Annotated in this window: 21 protein-coding genes and 2 pseudogenes; 1 reads left to right on the top strand and 22 read right to left on the bottom strand. The window is 60.7% G+C overall.

Annotation, left to right across the window (positions count from 1 at the left end; translation table 11 throughout):
* Window positions 1-107: 107 nt before the first annotated feature.
* Genes uvrC through uvrB form a run of 3 tightly spaced genes read right to left on the bottom strand, consistent with a single transcriptional unit; the run spans window position 108 to window position 6,792 of the window.
* The gene (gene uvrC, locus ACE4YL_RS10285) at window positions 108-1,970 is read right to left on the bottom strand and encodes an excinuclease ABC subunit UvrC (RefSeq protein WP_461359027.1); all 1,863 of its coding nucleotides are present in this window, start codon (window positions 1,968-1,970) and stop codon (window positions 108-110) included.
* Window positions 1,971-1,984: 14 nt separating this feature from the next.
* Complete coding sequence (gene uvrA / locus ACE4YL_RS10290) at window positions 1,985-4,807, bottom strand: excinuclease ABC subunit UvrA (protein WP_461360150.1); 2,823 nt, start codon at window positions 4,805-4,807, stop codon at window positions 1,985-1,987.
* The gene (gene uvrB, locus ACE4YL_RS10295; protein ID WP_461359767.1) at window positions 4,804-6,792 is read right to left on the bottom strand and encodes an excinuclease ABC subunit UvrB; all 1,989 of its coding nucleotides are present in this window, start codon (window positions 6,790-6,792) and stop codon (window positions 4,804-4,806) included. The genes uvrA and uvrB overlap by 4 nt, the downstream gene beginning before the upstream one ends.
* An 88-nt stretch (window positions 6,793-6,880) precedes the next feature.
* Between uvrB and ACE4YL_RS10300 the strand changes: the two genes are divergently transcribed.
* Complete coding sequence (locus ACE4YL_RS10300; RefSeq protein ID WP_461359768.1) at window positions 6,881-7,363, top strand: inorganic diphosphatase; 483 nt, start codon at window positions 6,881-6,883, stop codon at window positions 7,361-7,363.
* On the opposite strand, the gene ACE4YL_RS10305 is transcribed toward ACE4YL_RS10300, so the two are convergent.
* The 19 genes and pseudogenes from ACE4YL_RS10305 to flgL form a co-directional block, all read right to left on the bottom strand.
* Window positions 7,323-8,603, bottom strand: coding sequence for a divergent polysaccharide deacetylase family protein (locus ACE4YL_RS10305; RefSeq protein ID WP_461360149.1), 1,281 nt, complete (start codon window positions 8,601-8,603; stop codon window positions 7,323-7,325). The two genes, ACE4YL_RS10300 and ACE4YL_RS10305, sit on opposite strands and share 41 nt — an antisense overlap.
* A 4-nt stretch (window positions 8,604-8,607) precedes the next feature.
* Window positions 8,608-9,861, bottom strand: coding sequence for a PDZ domain-containing protein (locus ACE4YL_RS10310; protein WP_461360148.1), 1,254 nt, complete (start codon window positions 9,859-9,861; stop codon window positions 8,608-8,610).
* A 66-nt stretch (window positions 9,862-9,927) separates the two neighbouring features.
* Window positions 9,928-11,133 (bottom strand): S41 family peptidase, encoded by a 1,206-nt coding sequence (locus ACE4YL_RS10315; RefSeq protein ID WP_461359488.1) that lies wholly within the window; start codon window positions 11,131-11,133, stop codon window positions 9,928-9,930.
* 114 nt (window positions 11,134-11,247) lie between these two features.
* Window positions 11,248-12,105 (bottom strand): YitT family protein, encoded by an 858-nt coding sequence (locus tag ACE4YL_RS10320; RefSeq protein ID WP_461359487.1) that lies wholly within the window; start codon window positions 12,103-12,105, stop codon window positions 11,248-11,250.
* A gap of 4 nt (window positions 12,106-12,109) precedes the next feature.
* Window positions 12,110-12,844, bottom strand: coding sequence for a WecB/TagA/CpsF family glycosyltransferase (locus ACE4YL_RS10325; RefSeq protein WP_461359486.1), 735 nt, complete (start codon window positions 12,842-12,844; stop codon window positions 12,110-12,112).
* Between the two features lie 4 nt (window positions 12,845-12,848).
* The gene (gene csaB / locus ACE4YL_RS10330) at window positions 12,849-13,877 is read right to left on the bottom strand and encodes a polysaccharide pyruvyl transferase CsaB (RefSeq protein WP_461359485.1); all 1,029 of its coding nucleotides are present in this window, start codon (window positions 13,875-13,877) and stop codon (window positions 12,849-12,851) included.
* Complete coding sequence (locus ACE4YL_RS10335) at window positions 13,843-15,483, bottom strand: DUF5693 family protein (RefSeq protein ID WP_461359484.1); 1,641 nt, start codon at window positions 15,481-15,483, stop codon at window positions 13,843-13,845. Before ACE4YL_RS10335 ends, csaB begins: the two co-directional genes overlap by 35 nt.
* A complete protein-coding gene (locus ACE4YL_RS10340) occupies window positions 15,480-16,178 on the bottom strand; it encodes an LmeA family phospholipid-binding protein (protein WP_461359483.1) in 699 nt (232 codons plus the stop codon). Before ACE4YL_RS10340 ends, ACE4YL_RS10335 begins: the two co-directional genes overlap by 4 nt.
* Before the next feature lie 52 nt (window positions 16,179-16,230).
* A pseudogene (prfB, locus tag ACE4YL_RS10345) lies at window positions 16,231-17,268 on the bottom strand (peptide chain release factor 2); the annotation flags it as partial.
* 49 nt (window positions 17,269-17,317) lie between these two features.
* Window positions 17,318-19,822: a preprotein translocase subunit SecA gene (gene secA / locus ACE4YL_RS10350; protein WP_461367147.1), complete on the bottom strand. Its 2,505-nt coding sequence runs from the start codon at window positions 19,820-19,822 to the stop codon at window positions 17,318-17,320.
* Window positions 19,823-19,872: 50 nt separating this feature from the next.
* A complete protein-coding gene (locus ACE4YL_RS10355; RefSeq protein WP_461360147.1) occupies window positions 19,873-20,967 on the bottom strand; it encodes a hypothetical protein in 1,095 nt (364 codons plus the stop codon).
* A gap of 22 nt (window positions 20,968-20,989) precedes the next feature.
* Window positions 20,990-21,529: a ribosome hibernation-promoting factor, HPF/YfiA family gene (gene hpf, locus ACE4YL_RS10360; RefSeq protein ID WP_461359355.1), complete on the bottom strand. Its 540-nt coding sequence runs from the start codon at window positions 21,527-21,529 to the stop codon at window positions 20,990-20,992.
* Between the two features lie 119 nt (window positions 21,530-21,648).
* Entirely contained in the window at window positions 21,649-22,110 is a 462-nt protein-coding gene (gene flgN / locus ACE4YL_RS10365; protein WP_461359356.1) for a flagellar export chaperone FlgN, read from the bottom strand.
* Entirely contained in the window at window positions 22,107-22,478 is a 372-nt protein-coding gene (gene fliS, locus ACE4YL_RS10370) for a flagellar export chaperone FliS (protein ID WP_461369616.1), read from the bottom strand. Before fliS ends, flgN begins: the two co-directional genes overlap by 4 nt.
* 17 nt (window positions 22,479-22,495) lie before the next feature.
* The gene (locus ACE4YL_RS10375) at window positions 22,496-22,864 is read right to left on the bottom strand and encodes a flagellar protein FlaG (protein ID WP_461360146.1); all 369 of its coding nucleotides are present in this window, start codon (window positions 22,862-22,864) and stop codon (window positions 22,496-22,498) included.
* A gap of 30 nt (window positions 22,865-22,894) precedes the next feature.
* Window positions 22,895-23,149, bottom strand: coding sequence for a carbon storage regulator CsrA (gene csrA / locus ACE4YL_RS10380; RefSeq protein ID WP_461359359.1), 255 nt, complete (start codon window positions 23,147-23,149; stop codon window positions 22,895-22,897).
* 44 nt (window positions 23,150-23,193) lie between these two features.
* Window positions 23,194-23,703, bottom strand: coding sequence for a flagellar assembly protein FliW (fliW, locus tag ACE4YL_RS10385; protein WP_461359360.1), 510 nt, complete (start codon window positions 23,701-23,703; stop codon window positions 23,194-23,196).
* Window positions 23,690-24,181, bottom strand: a complete 492-nt coding sequence (locus ACE4YL_RS10390) for a DUF6470 family protein (RefSeq protein ID WP_461359361.1) — start codon at window positions 24,179-24,181, stop codon at window positions 23,690-23,692. The genes fliW and ACE4YL_RS10390 overlap by 14 nt, the downstream gene beginning before the upstream one ends.
* A 14-nt stretch (window positions 24,182-24,195) precedes the next feature.
* Window positions 24,196-24,387: pseudogene (gene flgL / locus ACE4YL_RS10395) on the bottom strand (flagellar hook-associated protein FlgL); the annotation flags it as partial.

Raw genomic sequence — 24,387 nt, forward strand, 5'->3', positions numbered from 1 at the left:
GAGTCTTTTTCGCGCGCCCAAAAACACTCGTATGTGTCTGCCATCTCAAGATCTGTCCAACTCTGGGCGCATTTTCAGGCCAAGAGACACAAAAAGGAGCGTTGCTCCTACTCAATCGAGTAGTTCTGCAACGCCCCCTTGTGCATGTACTGGTAGATTTCCGCGGCCAGCTTGGCACTGATACCTGGCACCTGCTGTAGTTCTTCCAGGCTGGCTTCCCGGATCCGTTTCACCGTGCCAAAGTGCCGGAGCAGATCCTTCTTGCGCTTGGGGCCAATCCCGGGGATCTCATCAAGGATCGAACTGCGGGTGGCCCTGCCCCGGAGGTTGCGGTGGTAGGTGAGGGCAAAGCGGTGGGCTTCATCCCGGATCCTCCTGAGCAGGAGCAGCCCAGGAGAATCCAGGGGCAGTACCACCGGCTCTGACCTGCCCTCCAGGTAAATCTCTTCCCGCTTTTCCGCCAGGGCGATGAAGGGCATGATCAAACCCAGCTCATCCCGGACCTCCAGGGCAGCGCTGAGCTGGCCCTTGCCCCCGTCGATGAGCACCAGGTCAGGGAAGAGCGAGAACTTGCCCTCTCCCCCTTCTTCCTCCTTCTCCTGCAGACCCCTGCGGAACCTGCGGCCCACCGCCTCCCGCATGGAGGCGTAGTCATCGGGGGCCCCGGCCACGCCGCGGATTCTAAAGCGGCGATAATCGGAACTCTTGAAGTCACCATTTTCCCAAACCACCAAAGAGGCGACGATGTTTGTCCCCTGGAGGTTGGAGATGTCAAAGGCCTCGATCCGCTCAGGGGGTTCAGGCAGGTCCGCCACTTCCTGGAGCTCCTGCAGGGCCCTTTCCACCGCCTTTTCTTTGACAGACTGGCGGCTTTTCGTCTCATCCAGCACCAGCTGGGCATTTTTCATGACCAAATCCAGCAGCTGCCGCTTGGCCCCCCGCCTGGGGGTGCGCAGGTACACCCGGCCGCCCCGCAGGCGGCCCAACCAGCTCTCCAGTACCGCAGGCTCCTGCAGTTCCACGGGGATGAGCACTTCCCGGGGAATGAAGGACGCCTCCTGGTAGTACTGCTGCAGGAACGAGCGGAGGATCTCTTGGGCATCCTCTTCACTGGAGCAGTCGAGCAGGAAGTGATCCCGGCCCACCAATTTGCCGCCGCGCACGAAGAACACCTGCACGCAGGCGAGCTCCCCCCAGCGGGCATAGCCCACATAGTCCTGATCCTCGTGGTGCTGGGCCACCATCTTCTGGCGCTCCGCCAGGGCCTGCAGCCCCCGGATCTGGTTGCGGAAGCGGGCCGCCTTTTCAAACTCCAGCTTGGCTGCGGCCTGCTGCATCTTCTCCGTGAGCTCGGGAAGGAGCCGGTCGATGCGCCCCTCCAGGAACATGATCACTTCCTCGATCATCTCCCGGTACTTTTCCCCGCTCACCAGACCTGCACAGGGCCCGAGGCAGCGGCCGATGTGGTAGTTCAAACAGGGCCGATCCTGCTGGCCCTCCACAATCTTCTTGCTGCAGGTGCGCACGGGGAACAAGGTGCGCAGAAAAGACAGGGTCTTTTTCACCGCCGACACATCGGTGTAGGGGCCGAAATAGCGGGCACCGTCATCCAGGCGCCTGCGCACCATGAGCACCCGGGGAAAGTCCTCCTGCACTGTCACCTTGATGTAAGGATAGGTCTTGTCGTCCTTCAAACGCACGTTATAGCGGGGTGCGTATTCCTTGATCAGGTGGTTTTCCAAAATGAGGGCTTCCACTTCCGAGTCGGTCACGATGTATTCAAAATCGTGGATGTGCTCCACCATCACCTGGACCTTCAGGGGATGGGCGGCGGATTTCTGGAAATAGGAGCGCACGCGGCTGCGCAGGCTCACCGCCTTGCCCACATAGATCACTTCCCCGGCCTCATTCTTCATGAGGTAGACGCCGGGCGCGGTGGGCAGCATACTGAGCTTCTCCTGGAGATCCATGGGAATGCCCCCTTTCAGCTTTCCTCAGCTAAGATCCTGCGCAGAAACTGCCCTGTATAAGATCCCTCCACCTGCGCCACTTCCTCGGGGGTGCCCTGGGCGACAACGGTGCCGCCCCGCTGCCCTCCTTCGGGACCCAGGTCGATGATATAATCCGCCGTCTTGATCACATCGAGGTTGTGCTCGATGACCACCACCGTATCCCCCGCATCCACCAGCCGCTGCAGCACCGCCAGGAGCTTGCGGATATCCTCGAAGTGCAGCCCGGTGGTGGGTTCGTCCAGCAGGTACACGGTCCGGCCGTTGCTGCGCCGGGAGAGTTCTGTGGCCAGCTTCACCCGCTGGGCTTCGCCCCCGGAGAGGGTGGTCGCGGGCTGGCCGAGCTTGATGTAGCCCAGGCCCACATCGTAGAGGGTCTGCAGGCGCCGGTGGATCTTGGGCACGTTCTTGAAGAACTCCACCGCCTCTTCCACCTGCATGTCCAAAACGTCGGCGATGGATTTCCCCTTGTACTTCACTTCCAGCGTCTCCCGGCCGTAGCGCTTGCCCTTGCACACTTCGCAGGGCACATAGACATCGGGCAGGAAATGCATCTCGATCTTCAGGATGCCGTCCCCCTTGCAGGCCTCGCAGCGCCCGCCCTTCACGTTGAAGCTGAACCGGCCGGGCTTGTACCCCCGGATTTTGGCCTCCGCGGTCATGGCAAAAAGCTCCCGGATGCCGTCAAAGGCCCCCGTGTAGGTTGCCGGGTTGGAACGGGGCGTGCGGCCGATGGGCGACTGGTCGATCTCGATCACCTTGTCGATGAACTCCAGGCCCTCAATGGCCTCGTGGGCGCCGGGTTTGGCCTTGGATCTGTGCAGCTCCTGGCTGAGCCGCTTGTAGAGGATTTCGTTGACCAAAGTGCTCTTGCCCGAACCGGAAACCCCGGTCACGGCCACAAACAGGCCCAGGGGTATCTGCACATCGATGTTCTTCAGGTTGTGCTCCCGGGCGCCGCGGATGGTGATGAACTTGCCGTTGGGCCGGCGGCGCTTTCTAGGCAGGGGGATGCGCCGCTCTCCCTTGAGATACTGACCTGTGATAGAGCGGGGTTCAGCGCAGATCTGCTCCCAGGTGCCGGCCGCGACCACTTCCCCGCCATGGGTGCCCGCGCCTGGGCCCATGTCGATGATCCAGTCCGCAGCCTCCATGGTCTCCCGGTCGTGTTCCACCACAATGAGGGTGTTGCCCAGATCCCGCAGCTCCCTGAGGGCATCCAACAGCCGCTGATTATCCCGCTGATGCAGCCCGATGCTGGGCTCATCCAAAACATAGAGCACGCCCGTGAGGCCGGAGCCGATCTGCGTGGCCAGGCGGATGCGCTGGGATTCACCGCCGGAGAGGGTGGCCGAAGCGCGGCTTAGGGTCAGGTAATCCAGGCCCACGTTCACCAGGAAACTAAGGCGCTCTTTGATCTCCTTCAGCACCTGCCTGGCGATGAGCTGCTCCCTCTCTGTGAGGCGCACCTCGGTCAAGAACTCCAGCGCTTCGGAGATGGTCAGCTCCGTCACCTCGATGATGTTCTTCCCGCCCACAGTCACCCCTAGAACCTCGGGGCGCAGCCGCTTGCCGCCGCAGGCGGTGCAGGTGCTCACGCTCATGTACTGCTCCACATCCTGCTTTACCCACTCGGAGGATGCCTCCCGGTAGCGCCGCTCGAGGCTGGGGATGAGACCCTCAAAGGGAGCCTCGTAGATCCTCTCCCGCCCCGCCATGTTGGTGTAGGGGAAGGTGATCAGCTCGTCGCCGAGCCCGTAGAGGAGCACATTCAGCTGGTCCTGGCTGAGCTTTTTGAGGGGAACCTCCTGGTCAATTCCGTGCAGCTCGCACACCCGGTCCACAATGGCCCACAGCCAGCGGCTTTTGGTGGCGCGCCAGGGGATGAGCCCCCCTTCTGCGATGGACAGGTCCAGATCCAGGATCAACTCCGGATCGATCTCCTGTTTAGATCCGAGCCCTTCGCAGCTGGGGCAGGCCCCGTAGGGGCTGTTGAACGAGAACATACGGGGGGTGAGCTCCTCCATGGAAATGCCGCAGTCGATGCAGGCAAACTTCTCACTGAACATGAGCTCCTCCCCGCCGATCACATCCACAAAGACGATGCCTTCGCCGAACTTCAGGGCGGTCTGCACTGAGTCGCTGATCCGGCCCTGCACATCGGGGCGGACCACGATGCGGTCCACCACGATCTCGATACTGTGCTTTTTGTTCTTGTCCAGGTTCAGCTCAGCGCTGACCTCCCGCAGTTCACCGTCGACCCGGATGCGGATGAAGCCTTCCTTGGCGATCTGCTCCACCACCCGCTTGTGCTCGCCCTTGCGTCCCCGCACCACCGGGGCCAAAACCTGGATGCGGGTCCCTTCGGGAAGGGCCAAGATCTGGTCCACGATCTGCTCCACCGTCTGCTGGGTGATGGGCTGGCCGCAGCTGGGACAGTGGGGCCTGCCGATCCGCGCATAGAGCAGGCGCAGGTAGTCATAGACCTCGGTCACCGTCCCCACGGTGGAACGGGGATTGCGGCTGGCGGTCTTCTGGTCAATGGACACTGCGGGGGAAAGGCCCTCGATAAAGTCCACGTCGGGCTTGTTCATCTGCCCCAGGAACTGGCGGGCGTAGGCAGAGAGGGACTCCACATAGCGCCTCTGCCCTTCCGCGTAAATGGTATCAAAGGCCAGGGAAGACTTCCCGGATCCAGACAAGCCGGTGATCACCACCAGCTTGTTCCGGGGTATTTCCACATCTATATTTTTCAAGTTGTGCTGGCGGGCACCCTTGATGACAAGCCTATCGGTCAAACTGACAACCCCACTTCCGTTCTGATCTCCTTGATTTCATCCCGCAGCTCGGCAGCTCGTTCAAAATCGAGCTCCTGGGCCGCCCGGTACATCTCTTCTTCCAGCTCTTGGATGAGGGCGATGACATCCTGCAGGCTGCCCTTGAGCCGCGCCTTGTATTTCTGCTTCTCCTCCGCCACCTTTTCTTCCGCGAGATGCTGAGCGATGTCGGAAATGCCCTTGCGGATGGTACTGGGGGTGATGCCCATGCGCTCGTTGTATTCCATCTGCAGACGGCGGCGGCGGTTGGTCTCGTCGATGGCATAGCGCATGGCCTCGGTGATGCGGTCCGCGTACATGATCACCTTTCCGTTCACGTTGCGGGCCGCCCGGCCGATGGTCTGGATCAGGGAAGTGGGCGAGCGCAAAAAGCCCTCCTGGTCGGCATCTAAAATGGCCACCAGGGATACTTCCGGCAGATCCAGCCCCTCCCGCAGGAGGTTGATCCCCACCAGCACGTGGAACACCCCCTGGCGCAGCTCCCGGAGGATTTCAATGCGCTCCAGGGTATCGATATCCGAGTGGAGGTAGCGCACCTTCAGCCCCACCTCCGTAAGGTACTGGGTGAGGTCCTCCGCCATGCGCTTGGTGAGGGTGGTAATCAGCACCCGTTCGTCCCTGCTCACCACCTGCTCGATCTCGTCGATGAGATCGTCGATCTGGCCCTGCACCGGCTTGACCACAACCTCCGGATCAACCAGCCCGGTTGGGCGGATCACCTGCTCCACCACCTGCTGGGAGTGCTTGAGCTCATAGGGTCCCGGGGTGGCGGACACGTAGATCACCTGGTTCATATGGGCCTCAAACTCCTCAAAGGTCAAGGGCCTGTTGTCCAGGGCGGACGGCAGGCGGAAACCGTATTCCACCAGGGTCTCCTTGCGGGAGCGGTCCCCGTGGTACATAGCCCGGATCTGGGGTATGGTCACATGGGATTCATCGATGATCATGAGGTAGTCTTTGGGGAAATAGTCGAGAAGCGTCGCTGGAGTTTCCCCGGGCCGGCGCCCGCTTAAGGGAGCGGAGTAGTTTTCGATCCCGCTGCAGTAACCCAGCTCCGCCAGCATTTCCAGATCAAAGCGCGTGCGCTGCTCCAGGCGCTGGGCTTCCAGGAGCTTACCCTGGCTGCGCAGCTCCTTGAGGCGCTCTTCCAGCTCCGCCTCGATCACCGGGATGGCCCGCTTGAGCTTTTCCTCCGGGGTGATGAAGTGGGAGGCCGGGTAGATGGTGAGCTCAGCATGGGCCTGGATCAGCTCCCCGGTAATGGGATCCAGCTCCATGATCCGCTCGATCTCGTCGCCGAACATCTCGATGCGGATCACATTCTCGCTGCCCACGGGGATGATCTCGATCACATCCCCCCGCACCCGGAAGGTGCCCCGGCGGAAGCCCACATCATTGCGCTCATATTGAATCCCCACCAGGCGGCGGAGAATGTGGTCCCGATCCCGGAACTCCCCGTTCTTCAAGGAAAATGTCATGCCCACATAGTCCTCGGGGGAACCTAAACCGTAAATGCAGGACACGCTGGCCACGATCACCACATCCCGGCGCTCGAAAAGGGCGCTGGTGGCGGCGTGGCGCAGCCGGTCAATTTCCTCGTTGATGGAGGCATCTTTTTCGATATAGGTGTCGCTGGTGGGCACATAGGCCTCCGGCTGGTAGTAGTCGTAGTAGCTCACGAAGTAGTGGACTGCGTTGTGGGGGAAGAACTCCCTAAACTCGCTGCACAGCTGGGCCGCCAGCGTTTTATTGTGCGCGATGACAATGGTGGGCTTCTGCACCGCCTCAATCACCTTAGCCATGGTATAGGTCTTCCCGGAACCGGTCACACCCAGAAGCGTCTGGTGCTGCATACCCCGGCGCAGCCCGCTGGCCAGCTGTTCTATCGCTTTAGGCTGGTCCCCCGCTGGTTCAAAGGGAGCCACTACTTGAAAGGCAGTTCCCATGGTTTTCTCCTTTACTCACCATAAAGTAGGTAATCCGCTTTTCGCGGCTAATTATATCTAAGAACCGAACGAAAGAGGAGGCAGATCCATGAGCTTAGTTGTCATGGTGGAAATTCCCAGAGGCAGCCGCAACAAATATGAGTACGACAAGGAACAGAAGCGCTTCTACCTGGACCGCATGCTGTTCTCCTCGGTGCACTACCCGGCTGATTACGGGTTTATCCCCGAGACGCTGGCTGAAGACGGCGATGCCCTGGATGCCCTGGTCATCGTGGGCGAAGCCACCTTCCCCGGCTGCCTGATCCGGGTAGAGCCGGTGGGGGCCTTTGAAATGTGGGACGAAAAGGGCCCGGATCAGAAGATCCTCTGCGTGCCCGTGAGCGATCCCCAGTGGAACTGGGTGAAGGGCTTGGACGACGTCCCGCCGCACCTGCTCAAGGAGATCACCCATTTCTTCCAGGTGTATAAAGACCTGGAGAAAAAGAAGACCAAGGTAGGCGACTGGCTGGATAAAGACGAGGCCAAGCGGATTATTGCTGAAGCTCAAGCCCGTTATATCCACCGGAGCTGAACAGCACCCGGGAGATGGGCACCAGCTCAACCCCTGAACTGAGCAGCTCAGGGACCATCTCCCACAGCGCCTGGGCGGTGGCGGGGCGCACATGGCCGATCACCACGGCGTAACCCCGCCGCTGGGCCAAGCTGAGCCCTGCCCGCAGCTGCCCTTTGATCTGCTCCGGATCGTTTTCGTTATCGATAAACAGGTCGTTGACCCCATAGGGAACCCCAAGTTCTCCAGCTGTTTGCGCCACCACACTGCGGCTGCTGGTGCGGCTGTCCACAAAGAACAGGCCCTGTTCACCCACTGTCCTTAGTATGCTCTCCATGGCCTGTGGGTCTTCCGTGACCAGCGAACCCATGTGGTTGCTCACCCCCACGGCCATGGGCAGGCGGGCCAGGTTGTCCCTGAGCACCGCATCCACCTCCCCGGGTTCCATTTCCCGGTAGATGCCCCCGGGCCCCAGGGGCAGGCTGGTATCCAGAGCCTCCATGGGCTGGTGCAGAATCACCTCGTGCCCCGCGGCTTGGGCCTCCAGGGCCAGGTCCACCGTGAGGTCCAGCTGGGGTAGGACCGCCACCGTGAGGGGCAGGGGAAAGGCGATGAGCGGTTCCGCGGCTGGGGAATGATGCCCCCAATCATCGATGATGATGGCCAGAACCGGAGCCTGGGGAGTGCGCCGGGCAAAGCCCAGGGGATCGAAATATTCACCCAGAACCGGAACCAAACCGGCGGCATGCTCCCGGTAGTTGCGGGGATTGAGCTCTTCCAGCTGCCACTCCAGGGCCAAAACCCGCTGGGAACTTCCCTGCACATGGCTCCAGAACCCCAAAGTATAACCATACTCCGCGGCTTCCAGCTGCAGCGCCCAGCCCTCCTCCAAAAAGGCACTGCAGAGCTGAAACAGAAATCCAGTCAGATCCAGCCCCGGCTCCCGGGGCACCAGCACCCACTGTTCCCGGCACTGGATCCAGGCCCAAGGCTCGGCCGCCTGGCCCGCAGGCTGGAGCTGGCAGTTCTGCTCCCGTTTGAAAAGGTCGTAGCCGGCCCCGTGCCAAACCTGGACAAACTCCTCCAGGTCGGGAACCTGGGGCCGCCGGATCTCCACTTCCACTTCGGACCGTCGTTCCAAGCCGATCCTGTGGTCCGGGCCCATGATCAGGCCGAACACGGCGAACCCCAGGGAACTGAAGGCAAACAGGGCCAAAAGAGCCATGATGCATGTTTTCTTGGTATCCAGCTGCAGCTGCACGGCCTCACCTGCCCTTCGCTCTCCACCTTTTCCAGAGGCTCTGGAAAAATCCCTCCCGCAGCCGCACATAGGACCCCTGCTGGGGATGGGGTGCAGGAATGATCCCCAAGGGCGGCACCTTCCCCCGAAAGAGGATTTCCCGCCGCCGGGGCTGGCGGAACTGGTTCTCCACCACAAACACGGGATCAACTGCCCAGGGTGAAATCTCGGTCACCAGCTGGGACAGGTTCTCCACGGCAATTCCGTTCACGCTTTTGATCACATCCCCCGCCTGGAGCCCCATCTGCTCCGCGGGCGAACCGGGGTAAACGGAGAGCACCATCACGCCCTCTTCCCCGTGGAAGACTGGCTCGCGGCGCTGCTCCCGCCAGCGCCCCCACAAAATCACCAGCTCATGGCCGAGGGGAGCGAAGATCACAGGGAGAATGGCCAGCGCCGGGTAGGCATTGGCCGCCAGGGCCAAGCCCAGGAGCACCAGGCTGTAGAGGAAGAGCATGCCGGCACTGCGCCTGGCCTTGGTTTTGGGCAGCTCCGTCTGGACGAAATCGCTGTACCCCAAGGCCACCACCAGGGGAAAGAGCATGTACATGAGCACATGACCTTCCGGCGCCTCAAGACCCGCCCGAAAGATAGGCCACCAATCGGGCATGGCCACAGTCTGCCACTCCACACCAGAGCCGGCCACCGCCAGCCCCACCAGGGCGATGGTGGGCATAGGCCAGAACTTGCGCAGGGCGAACCCGCCCACCACCTTACCGCTCTTGTGCTTGAAGAACATGGGCGAGGGCCCATGATGCCCGTCCACGAAGATAAGGGCCGCTTCCACCAGGTGCAAAATAGCCACCAGCGCCATGAGGGTGGGGATGTGCACCTGGGGATAGCCTGTGAGCAGATGGGCGATACTCACCACGCTGCCGGCGTAGGCAAAGCACAGGAAGCGGGGATGGAAGAGCATGAGCAAAAGCGCGGCCAGCCATAGATAGGCAGCCCCGGCGTTGCTCAGGGAAACCCCCAGGGCAATGAAGAGCACTGTGGCAAGTAAACCGCCGCCCAAACCGTAAATGGCCGCGGCTGCAGTCTCCCGCAAGGGATCAATTCTCTTCAGCCCGAAGAACCCCTGTTCGTAGTCGCGGATTTTTGCGTACTGGCGGTAGACAATGCTGAACACCAAGACCAAAATGAGGATGTAGCGCAGGTCGCTAAACATGAGGGCAAAAGTCTGCCAGGTGATGACCGCCAGGTCCCAGATCTGCTTCATCTAAATCTCCTCCTGAACTCCAGCCGGGAAAGGAACACCCCGGAGAAGTTTCCGGGGTGCGTCCATCTACAGCTGTGAGCGTAAGACCTCCAGACCCTTCTCCAGCTGTGGATCGTATTCCGCCTCGCCGTCGTAGATGGCCTGCTCCTCTTCCAAGGTCACCTCCACCACAATATCCGGCTCGATGCCCACACCGTGGATGTCATGCCCACCTGAGGTGAGGTAGCCCTGCTCCGTAACGCTGAGGGCGCTGCCGTCCCTGAGGGGATAGAGGGACTGAACCAATCCTTTGCCGAAGGTGGTGGTGCCCACCAATACAGCCAGGCCGTTATCCCGTAGGGCGCCCGACACGATTTCCGAAGCGCTGGCACTGGCTTCGTTGATCAAGACCACCATGGGCATGGGCTCCCTGGTGCCTTCCCGCCGGCCCATGTAGGGCAGGCGCAGGCCGTCTTTGTCCTCTAAGTAGAGTAGGGGAGCATTTCCCACAAACTCATCGGCCACCTGCAGGGCAGAACCCAGCGTGCCGCCGGGGTTGAAACGCAGGTCGATGATGAGCGCCCTCTGTCCCTGGGCATCCAGTTCCGCCAGGGCCTCAACCAGCTCGTCATAGGTGCGCTCGGAGAAGTTGGTGATCTGAATATAACCGATGCCGTACTCCTCATCGATGATATAGTACTCAGGCACAGATATTACATTTATGAGTTCCCGTACAATATGCACCTGGAAGATCTCGTCATCACGCTGGATGGTGAGGTTCACCTCGGTGTCGGCCGGTCCCCGCATCAGGCTCACCGCCTCGTCCAGGGTCATGTAAGTGGTGTCCCGGCCGTCGATGGCCACGATCTTGTCCCCCCGCCGCAGTCCGGCCCGCTCGCCAGGGGTTCCCTTCATGGGTGAAATAACTGTCACCCGGTCATCCACAATGCCCACGGACAAACCGATCCCGCCGTATATCCCCGTGGTTACGTTCATCATGTTTTCATAGGACGAGGCATCCATATGCCGGGTGTAGGGATCATCCAGAGCATGGCGCAGCATGCCGTTGATAGTCCCCGTAGCCACGTAACCCTTAAACAGGTCAAAGGTGCTCACCGGCTGGAAATAATGCCTGGTCTTCACCAGAGCAATCACTTCTAAAACGGTGCTGAGGCTTTCCGTTCTTGCCTCCGGCACCCCCACCTGGGAACTGGCCCGGTGAGGCCCGTAAAAGAGGGTCACGGAAAGCAGGACAGCAATGGTTATCAGGGTGAGGGCTGTTTTCCGGCTCACTCTACCACCAGCTTTCTAAATCTATGCAAACTATATTCCCCCGATTTTGCCGCTAGACTTTGCTCCGCGGATTCATCATATCATATCAAATACTAACGGGCTTGGCAAGGCAGCTCACGGCCGCTCAGCCGCTTCCGGCAGGCGCCTGAACCCTTCTCCCAACACCTCGTGCACGTCGTGGATAATTACAAAAGCTTTGGGGTCCAAGGATGCGACGATCCTCTTGATGGCAGCAATTTCCATCCTGGAAACGATGACCAAAAGGACATCCTTCCCGTGCCGGGTGTACATGCCCTGCCCCTCCAGGCTGGTGACACCCCGCTCCAGCTGCTCCATGATGGCCTGGCCAATGGGCTCGGGATGATCCGAGATGATCAGGCAGGCCTTGGCGTAGCTCTGCCCCTCCTGCACCAGGTCAATGGCCTTGGTGCTGATGAACACGGCAATCAGGGCGTACATGGCCAGCTCCAAACCGAACACCGCGCCAGCCAGGACGATCACCGCGCCGTCCACCAGAAGGAGGGCCTGCCCCACACTGGTGGGGAAGAACCGGGCCAGGAGCTGCGCAGCCATATCCGTACCCCCGGTGGAACCGCCGCTGCGGAAGGCGATGCCCAGACCAATACCGGAAAGCACCCCGCCGTAGATGGCCGCCAGGAGCAGATCCTCGGTAATGGGCGCTGCCCAGCGGTTGAATAGGTCCACAAACAATGACAGGGCCACGGTGCCAAACAGCGTGCGCGCCCCGAAGATGGAGCCCAGCACCCGCCAGCTCAAGATAAAGAGGGGCAGGTTCAAAAGCAGCATGATCACGCCCGCCGGGAAACCGGTCAGGTGGTAGATGACCGTGGCCAAGCCGCTCACCCCTCCCGCGGCAATCTTGGCCGGAATCAAAAAGAAACTGACCCCCAGGGCGGTAATGGCCACCCCCACCAGCACTCCGCCATAGCCCAGCACAATCCTGCGCGCCATTCCCCTACCTCCCCTTTGTTAGTCGCTCCTGCCAGACAGCCAGCACAAACAAGGGTAAAACCGCCATGCGCTTGATCCGCCAGGGCTGCTTCACCAGGCGGTAGAGCCACTCCAAATTCAACTTCCGCAGCCAGGCCGGGGCCCTTTGATCCACTCCGGCCCAGACATTGAAGCTGCCCCCCACCCCCACAGCCACCGGTATCTTCAGCTGGCCCAAGTGGGCCGCGAGCCATTTTTCCTGACGGGGCACACCCAGGGCAGCCAGGAGGATATGGGGGCGCAGTTCCTTCAGGCTGGCCAGGACCTCCTCTTCCTCTGGGCCCTGAAAGAAGCCGTGCTGCGTCCCAACGATGCGCAGTTCCGGCCAGCGGGCCGTAAGGGCCGCCGCGGCCTGCTCCGCCACCCCGGGCTGGGCGCCCAGGAGAAAGACGCCCCAGCCCCGCTGGGCAGCCCTGGCCAGCAGGGCCTCGGCCAGCTCAATGCCGGGTATGCGTTCAGGCACCTCCTGCCCCAAAACGCCGCCGGCCCAAACCACACCGATGCCATCCGCCACCACTAGATCCGCCCGCTGAAGGATCTCGGCGAGCAGGGGATCGCGCCGTGCCAACATCACCATCTCCGGATTGGCGGTGACCACCAGGTGCGGTTTACCAGAAGGGATGAACTCTTCCAACCGGTGGAGGGCTTGGCCCATGGACACGGGATCAAAGCCCACCCCCAGGATCATCTTCCTGCCCACATTCTCACCTCAAAACCTGGGCTAAAAGTCTGCGGTTGTGCTCCGCCCGCCTGCGCAGCTCCCCTAAGGCCAGGCGGCATTCTGCGCGGCGTTCCTCGTACTCCGCGAGCACCAGATCCACAAGCTCCGGCAGCTGCCGCAAACCGCCCACCTCCACATGGGGCACCCGCAGCTGGGCGCAGATGGCTGCCACCTTGGGATCGTAGTTGATGCCCAGGGGCAGGCAGCCGTTGAGGGCGCTGAAAATCACCCCGTGGAGGCGCATGGCAATGCAGAGCTGCGCCCCCTGGAAAACGGCGTCCACCTCTTGGAGCTCCACCTGGGCACGCAGCTGGAGCCCAGGCAGCCTGGACTGAAGAAGGGCCCCCAGTTCTGCATCCCCCGGCCCCAGGGGCACAAACTCCACCCTGTACCCTTCCCCCAGCCAGCGCCCTAGGATCTCCACCCAGAGCTCCTGTTCTTGGGCCCAGGCCGGGTAGGGCCGCAGATTCAGCAGAAGTTTTCCCGTGCCACCGCCGCTTGCTGCAGGCTCCCGGGCAAACACCGGATCCGCGGCCAGGACGATCCTTTCCCGGGGGACGCCCAGTTCCGCTAAGAACGCTAAACTCTCCCCATCCCGCACCGAGCAGGCCGCGGCCCGCCGATAGGCCCGGGCGGTCCAGGCTCTGAAGAAGCCGCTGCCTATGGGCCCCAAACCCTGGGCGTACATGACCACAGGCACCCGGAGCAGTAGGGCCAGCTCCACCAGGGAGAGGTAATAGGGGATGCTGCGTCTGCTGGTCACATCCTGCAGCAGAGAACCCCCTCCGCTGATCAGGCAGCGGGCAGAAGACAAAGCCCGCCAGATCCCCGGGAGATCGAAACGCCCCAGGGCGGTCACCCCGTGCAGGGCCGCGGTTTTGGCGGGGTTTCCCGAAGGAACCGCGATCTCCCGCCGGCTGACGCCCAGGGCGGCCAGGTCCTGGCAGAGCGCGGCCAGGATGGCCTCGTCGCCCAGGTTATCGAACCCGTAGTACCCCGAAACCAGAATCACGGCGCAGCCACCCCTTCCCCCAGTGGTAGAGACGCCAGAGCAGCCAGCCCACAAGCAGGCCGAAGATCCACCCGTACAGGGTGCGCAAGAGGCTCACACCTAAGAAGGTATGCGTATGGGTAAAGGTGTTGACCAAGGAGAGCTGCCCGATCACTGCCAGGGGCAGCAGCCATGACCGCTGGGAACCGGGGGCACGCAGGGCCAGATAGAGGGCGGGATGGCCCAAAAACAGCTCCTTGGTACGGGGCCTCACCCGCAGCAGGTTTTCCAGGGCTTCCCGGGCCCGTACCTCCACTTCCAGCACCGGCAGGCCGAAGTTGCCGGTGCGCAGTACATAGACTATCCCCAAAAGGCCCACGAACCCCGCGGCCACCAGCCAGCGCACCGGGACTTCCCGGCGCAGGAACTCCCCCACGGGACGCACCACCGTAAAAGCCACCAGGGCGATGGGCAGCACATGCATGAGCTTCACGCCCCGGAACTCCTCCATCTTCACCAAAAACTCCGTCCCGCTCAAGGTGCCCACCACGAATAAAGCGCCCAAGAGGGAAACCATAAGCACGCTGTGGGCCCGGGCCAGATGCCCCTTCCCCCACTGGCACTCCAGGGCCAGGCAGGGAAAGACAACCGCAGCAACCAGGGCTAAGCCCTGCTTGGCCAGGAGGGGCTCGCGGAACAGCAGCACCAAGCTGGCCAGGTAAGCCAAGACTCCGCCGCCCAAAACCAAGCCCCTCAGACCGGGCAGGAGGAGTTGACCGTAGAGCACAGCGCCGGCCCAGATTCCCGCCGCAGCCAGCGCCGTCAAGAGCAGAGACGGCCGCCAAGCGGCAAAGGGCTGGGCAGTACCCAGTTCAAACCCCGCGGCCTGGAGGCGCTGGCCCAGGGCCGCAAGGAGCTGGAGCGAACGCTGCCAGCCTCCATCCTCTTCCATAAAGGGGCGCACATACAGCACCCGGATATTCCTCTCCCGCACGGCCCTCACATAGCGATTGAGGATGCGCTCGTCGGAGAGCACCCGCATCTCCCGGGCGCTGATGCCGTGCAGCCGCACCACCCGGTCCGGCTCAGCTTCCACACGGGGCACGGCGAATTCCACTAAGGCCAAGACCGCTTCTGAGCCCTGCAGCTCGTCCAGGTCCATGGTGCCCTGCCCGCTGAGGATCAGAAGCTCCGGCTGGGCATCCCGCCACAGGGGCTCCACTTCCCACGGAACCGTATTCAGCTTGGGGGAGGCTTTGAGACCCGCGTCCCGCACCAGCTGGAACTGCTGGGCGTCAAAGGCCAGGGGCAGGGTCAAAAAGGGCCCCAGCTCCACCAGATCCTGGGGAAGCTCCCCCAAGACCTCCGGCGGTACCTCTCCGCCGGCCAGCATGCGCTCGCCCAGGCTTTCCGGCTGGACGGCAATGGTTTCCACGCCAGCCGCTTTCAGGTCGGCGAACAGCTGGTCCAGGGGCACCCCCGACTCGGCACTGAGCTGCTGGAGGCCGTAAAGATCATAGACGAGTTCCACGGTGCGGTTGGGCCATTCCACCAGCCAGCGCTGGGCTGCGGTGCCCAGGGCCGCCAGGGCCGCCACCAGGATGATGATCCACAAAACCTTTTTCATTGCTGTCCTCCGATTTGGATCTTGATCTCATGGTCCAAAAGCTCCACGGCCCGCACTTCCACAGGCAGGGGGAACTCCCCCAGATCCAGCGTGAAGCCAAAGCTGCCCGCGAGCACCTCCAAGAGCTGCGGGGGAAGGCTGGCCTCCTGCACGGCCACCTCTTTCACCTCGAACCCCAGGACCGAGCCGCTTTCCACCAGCACGTCGCCGAGGACGCGGATGCTCAAGTCCATGTTCCACAGGCCCACCGTTCCCACCACCGCCAGGCCTTCCGGGAGAACTTCCAGCCACAGGCGGCGGGAGGGATCCACTTCCCGCCAGAACATCTCGTTGAGGGCATCCTCAGTGATCGTAAGCGAACCTGTCAGCTTGGAAATGCGGGTGATCACCAGTTCCCGCTGGCGGAACAGGGTCCAGGGCTGGAAGAGGATCTCCTCACCCTCCACAGCCACCTGGGCGACGGCCACTCCTTCCAGGGAAGCATCCCTGGCAGCCAAGGTCAGGCTGGGGATGCGCCCCAAAAGCAGCTCCCAGCCCCAGGGGGCCTTGATTTCAAGCTCCAGCGCCTCAGTGTGCAGGCCCGCCGCCAGCTCCGCCTCCAGCTCCCTGGTCACGCTGGGCACAAGGAACAGTTTGGGCAGGAAGAGCAAAACCAGGACAATGAACAAAGGGACAACCGCCCATGCACGCTTCATACACTCCGCTCCTTAAAAAGGCCTTTTTCTCCTCTGCGAAAAAGGCCTTCGCTCAGCGCTTCATCTTCAAATAAGCCTCAATGAACGGATCTAGATGACCGTCCATGACCGCTTCCACGTTGCCCACTTCCACGTTGGTGCGGTGATCCTTCACCATGGTGTAGGGGCAGAAGACATAGGAACGGATCTGACTGCCCCAGGCGATTTCCTGCTGCTCGCCTTTGATGCTTTCCAGCTTGGCCCTCTGCTCCGCCAGCTGCCGCTCCATGAGCCTGGCCCGGAGGATCTTCATGGCCGATTCCCGGTTGGCGTGCTGCGAGCGCTCGGACTGGCACTGCACCACGATGCCCGTGGGCAGGTGGGTGATGCGCACCGCGGAATCGGTCTTGTTCACATGCTGACCCCCGGCACCACTGGAGCGGTAGGTGTCGATGCGCAGATCATCGGGGTTAATCTCCACAGTCAGATCATCTTCGATCTCCGGCAGCACCTCCACGGAAGAAAAGGAGGTGTGGCGGCGGCCGGAGGAATCAAAGGGGGAAATGCGCACCAGGCGGTGGACCCCCTTTTCGCTTTTCAAATAGCCGTAGGCGTACAGGCCCCTAATGAGCAGGGTAACATCCTTGATGCCCGCCTCGTCCCCGGCCTGGTAGTCCAGGATTTCCACGCTGTAACCCCGATCTTCGGCCCAGCGGGTATACATCCGCCAGAGCATGGCGGCCCAATCCTGGGATTCGGTGCCGCCGGCGCCGGGATGGATGGTCAAAATGGCGTTGCTGGCATCGTATTCCCCGCTGAGCAGGGACTCCAACTCCAGCTGGTCCACTTCCCGCTGCAGACGGGAAAGGCCCGCCTCGAGCTCGCCTGCAAGGTCCTCATCTTCCCCTTCGTCCACCAGTTCCACCAGCACCACGACATCTTCATACAGGGCATGCACGCCCTGCCACCGCTTGATGATTCGCTTCAGCTCGCTGATTTCCCTAGTGGTCTTCTGCGCCAATTCCTGGTTATCCCAAAAGCCCGGCTGCAGCAGGGACGCCTCCAGCTCCTGCAGGCGGGCTTGCTTACCTGCTATGTCAAAGATAGCCCCGCATTTCTTCTATCCTTCTACCTAAGCTTGTCAACAGTTCCTGCATAATCTACCTCCCACAGCATTTCTTGTATTTCTTCCCGCTCCCGCAGGGACAGGGGTCATTGCGGCCCACCTTTTCCCCCACGCGGCGGGGCTTGCGTTCCACTTCTTCTCCGCGGTTGGTCTGGGCGCTGGCCAGCCTGTCTTTGGGCTGGGCCTTTTCCGCACCGACCAGACGCACCTTAAAGAGCATGCTGATGCAGTCTTCCTGGATGGCGTGGACCATCTCCTGGAACATCTGGTAGGCTTCCAGGCGGTATTCCACCAGGGGATCCCGCTGGGCGTAGGCCCTCAGCCCGATCCCCTCCCGCAGATCATCCATGTTGCTCAGATGGGCCATCCACTTCTGATCTGTAATCTGCAGCAGGACCAGCTTCTCAATGTGGCGCTGCAGTTCGGGACCGTAGTTGGCCATCTTCCGGGCATAGGCCTCCCGGGCCCGGGTGGAGAGGGCTTCTACCATGGCCTTAGGCTCCAGGGCGCTCAGCTTCTGGGGGCTTAAGGGACAGGGCTGACCCACCAGCTCGGCGTACTGCCGGCTGATGGCCTCCAAATCCCAGTCTTCCCGGTTCAGCTTCTCGTCGGCATAGCGCTCCACCAAGCGCTCAAAGACCGCGCCCAGCATGGCACTGATCTGCTCCGAGATGTTCTCATCCAGGAGCACTGCCCGCCGCTGCGCGTAGATCACTTCCCGCTGCTTGTTCATGACATCGTCGTACTCCAAAACCTGCTTGCGGATTTCGAAGTGGCGGGTCTCCACGCGCTTTTGCGCGTTTTCAATGGCCTTGCTGATCTGCGGATGGTCAATGGGCTGATCCTCTTCCCAGCCCAGGCGGTCCATGATCCCCATGATCCGATCCGAACCGAACAGGCGCATGAGGTCATCTTCCATGGAGACATAAAACTGGGACGAACCCGGGTCTCCCTGGCGGCCGGAGCGGCCCCGCAGCTGGTTGTCGATGCGCCTGGACTCGTGGCGTTCCGTGCCGATGACGTGCAGACCGCCCAGCTCCACCACGCCCTCGCCCAGGACGATGTCTGTGCCGCGGCCGGCCATGTTGGTGGCAATGGTTACGGCACCCCGCTGGCCCGCGAGCTTGATGATCTCCGCTTCCAGTTCATGGTACTTGGCGTTGAGCACCTGGTGCGGAATGCCAAGCCGCTTCAAACGCTCGCTGAGCTGCTCCGAAGCTTCGATGCTGATGGTGCCCACCAGAACCGGCTGCCCTTTCTTATAGCGCTCCGCGATGTCGGCGATGATCGCCCGGATTTTCGCCTCTTTGGTCTTAAACACCTTATCAGGCAGATCCTCACGGATCATGGGCTTGTTGGTGGGTATGACCACCACATCCAGGCCGTAGATCTCCCTGAACTCCGCTTCTTCGGTCTTGGCAGTACCGGTCATGCCCGCGAGTTTCCGGTACATGCGGAAGTAGTTTTGGTAGGTGATGGAGGCCAGGGTCTGGCTCTCCTTGAGCACCGGCACCCCTTCCTTGGCCTCGATGCTCTGGTGCAAACCGTCGGAGTAACGCCGGCCAGGCATCAGGCGGCCGGTAAACTCGTCAACAATGATCACTTCACCGTCTTTAACCACGTAATCCCGATCCCGCTGGAAAAACTCCTTAGCCTTGAGGGCCTGGTTAAGGTAGTGGTTGAGTTCAAAGTGGGCATCATCAAAGAGATCGTCGATCCCTAAGAGGCGCTCCACCTTGGCCAAGCCCTCTTCCTTAATGGAGATGGTCCGAGCCTTCTCATCCACCTCGTAATCGCGATCCCGCTTCAGCTGGGGCGCGATCTGGGCAAAACGCACGTAGTGCTGGGCGGAATCCTCCGCTGCCCCGGAGATAATCAGGGGAGTGCGGGCCTCGTCGATGAGGATGGAGTCCACTTCGTCCACGATGGCGTAGTTGAGGGATCTCTGGACGATGTGGTCCGGGTAGACCACCATGTTGTCCCGCAGGTAGTCGAAGCCGAACTCATTGTTGGTACCGTAGGTGATCTGGCAGTTGTAGGCTTCCTTGCGCTCCTCGAAGCTGAGTCCGTGGACGATCACGCCCACGCTCATCCCCAGGAACTTGTAAATGGCGCCCATCCACTCCGCGTCCCGTTTGGCCAGGTAATCGTTGACGGTGACCACATGCACGCCTTCGCCGGTGAGCGCGTTTAAGTAAACGGGTAAAGTAGCGACCAGCGTTTTGCCTTCACCCGTTTTCATCTCCGCAATCCGCCCCTGGTGCAGGATAATGCCCCCCAGGAGCTGCACATCGAAATGACGCATGCCCAAGGTCCGCCTGGCCGCTTCCCGCACCACGGCGAAGGCTTCCACGAGCAGATCATCCAAGCTGGCCCCGTTGGCCAGTTTCTGCTGGAAGTACGGGGTTTTGGCCTGCAGCTCCGCATCGCTGAGGGCCTGCATTTGCGGTTCTAGAGCATTTATGGCATCAACCACCGAACCCAGGCGCTTAAGCTCCCGTTCGGTGGGATCGAGCCAATTCTTCAGCCGTTGCAGCACGTTTCTACCCCCCAGGTTTATTCTACTACGACCCGCGGCCCCCTGCAACTTTAGGCAGGGAGGTCCTTCAACCCCGCATCAATCATGGCCCACAGCCCACCCGCGACCAGGGAATGCCCCCCAAGGAGGACGGGAATGGGGGCTTCCAGAGCGGCACGGGTAAACTCCCGCAGGGGCCCGTGGGAGATCAGCTCTAACCTTCCCAGATCCGAAGCAAAGCGGTCGGCCGCGCTGAGCTCCCAATGAAAGTGTTCGAAGAGAACCCTGGTGTCTAAGACCGCACCGCCGGCCAGTTCGGCCAGAAATCTGAAAAAAGCGGCGAAACCCAGCTCTTCCACGAGCCGGCCCATCAGCGCCTTCACTTCGCCCCGGGCGTCCCGGCCCAAGGCCTTCATGCTCCGCTCCTCGGAATAGAGGCGCAGCCGGCAGCGGGTGTTCGCGTCCAGATACTGGAAGAGGTTGGGGCCCACCCGCCCGTAAATGACCAGCTCACCCATGGGGTTGCCCAGCAGCTCTTTGATGGCCTCGGCCCGGGAAAAGTCCCAATCCAGGTTCTCCACAGCGGCCCGGGTATGGGACCCCAAGGCCGGATGCACCGCCATGATCAGTACATCGGTTGGCGTGTCCACATCGAAGTTCAAGCCCAAAGTGCGCTGGAGAGGCACATACCTAAGGCCCCCTTCATTGCTCAACACCATGGGCAGAGCATTATCGATGGCAGGGAGGTTGAGGCGCCCCAGCGCCGCCGCGGGTGTGAAGCCCACGATGTCCGCGGAGTAATAGTTGTTGGTCAGGAAGACCTCTTCATTCTGTTCCAAGATTTCCCGCATGTACTGGAGCTCCCCGGAAGAAATCAGGGGAGCTGCTGCTCCCCCCATGTACAACACCTTTTCCAGCTGGCAGCCTTCGACCACATCCCGCAGGCGCTGGCCAAAGTGAAAGGGACGTTCGATCTCCTTATCGAGCACGACCTCGACCGCCGCGTCCTCCAGGCCCAGAGCCAGTTCAGGGTAGGAGGTGACCACCAAGATGTGGGTAAAACCTGCTTCCCGGGCCCGCTCCACTAAATCTAAGACCATACCCTGCCTGACCATCTGCATCTGGCTTTCCAGCACGCCCTGGACCCTGCCGCCTTCAAAGATCACTAAACTGACAGGCTTGCTCGTTTTAGAACTCGGATTCAATGAGCCCATAGTTGCCATCACGCCGCCTGTAAACCACACTTACTTCGCCGCTGTCGGCATCCCTAAAGACAAAAAAATCATGCCCCAAGAGCTCCATCTGCATGACCGCTTCCTCCACGTCCATGGGCTTTAGGGCAAACCGTTTGGTTCTCACTATCCGGGGACTGGCCAGCTCCTCACCGTGTGCAGCAGGTGCTTGCATTTCGCTTATCTTGGGTCCGTGCTTCTTCCAGATTCTGCTCTTGAACTTGTTGAACTGGCGCTCAATCCGGTCCACCGCACTGTCAATGGAGGTGTACATATCTCCCGTCTTGCCCTCGCCCCTGAGCAGGACGCCCGAGAGGTTCACGGTAACCTCGGCAATATGAATGCCCCGCTCAATTCTGAGCATCACTTCTGCAGAAGCCGTCCGATTGTCATCTAGGTATTTGTCCAGCTTGGAGATCTTCTTATCCACGTAGCTGCGCAAAGCTTCAGTAATTTCCAGGTTCTTTCCGGAGATGCTGACTCTGATCTTGGCCATCCCTCTTCACTCCTTCAATGACGACTTTAGTGATAATATTACCCCTAGGGAACGTAAAATCCTTCCGGGTAGAGAAAAATGGACTGAGTCAGAAACCCAGCCCTTCTTGCTTGCCGAACTCACATTTTTTTCTTGCCGTAGGCCCTCCCCGCTCGCTTGCGCTGCACCGCCTGCTGCGCCTGGGTCTGCTTGAGATAGGCGCTGAGCTGCGCCTCGTTTTGGCGCTCCTGGTTTTCCAACTGCTCCAAGACGGGAGCCAGCTCGCTGAGCACCGCCTCTAAGGCCGCCAGATCATCCTGGTAGTATTCTGGGGCGGCCAGCCTCAATTGCGGCAGGGAAAAGGAAGCGAGTCCGAAGTGCTTCACCAGCTCTTCCTGGCGCTGGGAGATCTCCCGCTCGTATTCACCGGCGCGCCTCAGCAGGCCCTCTTTGGTCTTAAGCACCTGCAGAAGGCGGTCCAGCTGGCCTGTGCTGATCAGCTCACCTTCCTGTGAGCCCACCTCGCCGATTTCTTTATACAGAGCCAGCTGCTCTGTGTATGCTGTGGTGAGCGCGTTGATCCTCTCCCGGATTTCCCTCATCTAGTTTGGGCCACCACCTGCTCCCAGGTATCCCTCAGCTCCATGAGCAGCACCAACGCTTCTTCCACTATCTCCGGGTCTTTTCTGATGTTAGCCTGCACCAAACGGTCATAAATGTATGTGTATAATTGCTGCAAATTCACGGCGATTTCACCCACGCTGAGATCCAGCGACAGGTTGAGTTCGCTGACGATGTCTTGAACGCGGATCAGTTTGCTGTTGGCTGCTTCCAGATCCCCTTGGCGCAGGTGCTCCTGTGCTTGGCGGGCAAAACGAATGGCCCCGTCAAACAGCATGAGCAGCAGCTCACCTGGGGAGGCTGTTGACACCTGAGTTTGTCTATAAAGCTGATATGCATGAGCCGTCACTTTCGAATCCCTACCCCCTAAGCCCATTTATCGATGAGAAGTCCGATCATTTCCCGGATGCGAGCCACGGTGTCCAGAACTTCCTCAGGAGGGATCTCTTTGATCACTTCGTTGGTCTCAATATTGACAACCCTGACCATCATCCGCTGCGTGTCCTCATGGATTGTGAACCTGAGGCCGCGGTTGATATACTCCACCGCGTCGTTGAGAGCTTCCACCGCTTCTTGGACTTCTAATTCCGTCTGTTCTTCCCAGGACTTAGCTTCTTGAAGGCTGTCCTCCGCTGCCGTAACCCGGCCGGCCTGCCCCCGCTCGGGACTTGGCGCGAGGGGTGCCTGCTGAACATAGCTCGTCCTTGGCAGCTCCATTGATCCCTGGACCTTCATACGCCTACCCTCCTTCACCCATACATCGGTCTAAGCTTCGCCCTTGACGTTGGGGCGTGCTTCACGCAGCGCCTGTTCCAAAGTGCCCACATCGATTTCCTTCTTGAGAGCGGCCCGCTTGTTCTCCGCCTGGATCTCCTGATACACTTCGTGCCGGTGAACCATGATGTGGCGCGGGGCATCGATGCCCAGTTTGACCTGGTCGCCGCGTACGTCCACCACAACGATGCGGACGTTATCTCCAATCATGATGCTTTGATCCACTTTGCGCGTTAGTACCAGCATATCTGTCCCTCCCTGGACTCTATTCTGCCCGGATGAGTCCAGATTTAGACGGATTCTGGAATCTCTTCCGCGCCCTGCTTTTGGAGCAGATAAGCGTTCTTATGCATCTCGGCGATCACGTTGTGCCTGGTGTGATATTTGTCCCCTGTGATGATCAGCTGGGCCCCCAGCCGCTCCTTGGTGTTGATCACCACCGGAGCCTGCAGGTTCACCGTCATCTCGGCGACGTTTTCCGGGATGGTCACAATGCCGAAGACCTTACCATCTTCGGGCGAGCTGATCTGGAGCAGATCGATTTCCTCCTCGCTCAGCTCCACCTCATAGTCCGCCCGCACCAGTTCGGGCATGATCACCACAAAGCTCAAGCCTGGTTCATCAACCGACTGGAGGAAGCTGAACACGCTGTCTTCCCTTTCCACCAGAACATACCGGTGGTAGTCGGTAAAACCGAGAATCCCCCTGGGGAAATGGATGATCTGGTCTTCATCTACCGTGATTGTGCCGAACTTCGTTTGCAGTTCCACCTGACCCACCTCACCCTCACACACGGACATCCACGTATACCCCACCTAACTGCCAGGTAATGGTGGGAGGACGTACATGGTGCTTAATTACGGCTCCGCCTGGGCTCCAGTCCAGTTCCATGGCGTAATGGAACTTGATTCTCGGAGGCGCTTTGGGAACCGCCTGAACATTTAACTCAGGGATGCGCTCGTCCATGCGGCGCCTCGCCTGGTCTGCGAAAATGATCTCCTCGCGGAAATGGCCGGCCCGCTTCACAACCTCATCGCCCTCAGCAGCGATCTTACCTATCGCTTCCACTGTTTCGAACCGGGCCTCATCCCGCACCTGCTTGGCAAAATCCATCGGCCCAGCCAGGCCCAAATCCGCCCAGCAGTGCCGCTGATCGATCTCCACCACCGGGCCTTCTGTCCTGACCTGGACCCGGGTGACCTCCTGCCTGATCTCGGCCCTAGGCCAGTGGTATTCCACCGCAAAGCGGGGGTAGACTGTGGTAATCTGCAGCCTCATGCCCCTTCACAACCCTAACGCAGGAAGTCCACCAGTGAAGGCTGGATGATCCGGGCCCCCACTGCCAAAGCAGTGCGGTAGGCAAACTCCTCCATCTTCAGCTCCATAATCGCTTCGGCATAGTCCAGATCCTGCTCTTCCGAAAGGATCCTGGTCAGGTTAAGTTGGAGGTCCAGCATCCTCTCCCGGGCCAGTTCTACCCTGTT

It is taken from the genome of Candidatus Darwinibacter acetoxidans (assembly GCF_041936445.1).
Taxonomy (GTDB): domain Bacteria; phylum Bacillota; class Limnochordia; order Darwinibacteriales; family Darwinibacteriaceae; genus DTU010.

Excerpts from the sequence above, each read along its gene's own strand:
- ACE4YL_RS10310 (WP_461360148.1), bottom strand. The coding sequence starts at position 9,861 with ATGAAGCAGATCTGGGACCTGGCGGTCATCACCTGGCAGACTTTTGCC.
- ACE4YL_RS10340 (WP_461359483.1), bottom strand. The coding sequence starts at position 16,178 with ATGAAGCGTGCATGGGCGGTTGTCCCTTTGTTCATTGTCCTGGTTTTG.
- ACE4YL_RS10335 (WP_461359484.1), bottom strand. The coding sequence starts at position 15,483 with ATGAAAAAGGTTTTGTGGATCATCATCCTGGTGGCGGCCCTGGCGGCC.
- ACE4YL_RS10390 (WP_461359361.1), bottom strand. The coding sequence starts at position 24,181 with ATGAGGCTGCAGATTACCACAGTCTACCCCCGCTTTGCGGTGGAATAC.
- uvrC (WP_461359027.1), bottom strand. The coding sequence starts at position 1,970 with ATGGATCTCCAGGAGAAGCTCAGTATGCTGCCCACCGCGCCCGGCGTC.
- flgN (WP_461359356.1), bottom strand. The coding sequence starts at position 22,110 with ATGAGGGAAATCCGGGAGAGGATCAACGCGCTCACCACAGCATACACA.
- ACE4YL_RS10300 (WP_461359768.1), top strand. The coding sequence starts at position 6,881 with ATGAGCTTAGTTGTCATGGTGGAAATTCCCAGAGGCAGCCGCAACAAA.
- csrA (WP_461359359.1), bottom strand. The coding sequence starts at position 23,149 with ATGCTGGTACTAACGCGCAAAGTGGATCAAAGCATCATGATTGGAGAT.
- fliW (WP_461359360.1), bottom strand. The coding sequence starts at position 23,703 with ATGTCCGTGTGTGAGGGTGAGGTGGGTCAGGTGGAACTGCAAACGAAG.
- ACE4YL_RS10320 (WP_461359487.1), bottom strand. The coding sequence starts at position 12,105 with ATGGCGCGCAGGATTGTGCTGGGCTATGGCGGAGTGCTGGTGGGGGTG.
- uvrB (WP_461359767.1), bottom strand. The coding sequence starts at position 6,792 with ATGGGAACTGCCTTTCAAGTAGTGGCTCCCTTTGAACCAGCGGGGGAC.
- hpf (WP_461359355.1), bottom strand. The coding sequence starts at position 21,529 with ATGGCCAAGATCAGAGTCAGCATCTCCGGAAAGAACCTGGAAATTACT.
- ACE4YL_RS10375 (WP_461360146.1), bottom strand. The coding sequence starts at position 22,864 with ATGAAGGTCCAGGGATCAATGGAGCTGCCAAGGACGAGCTATGTTCAG.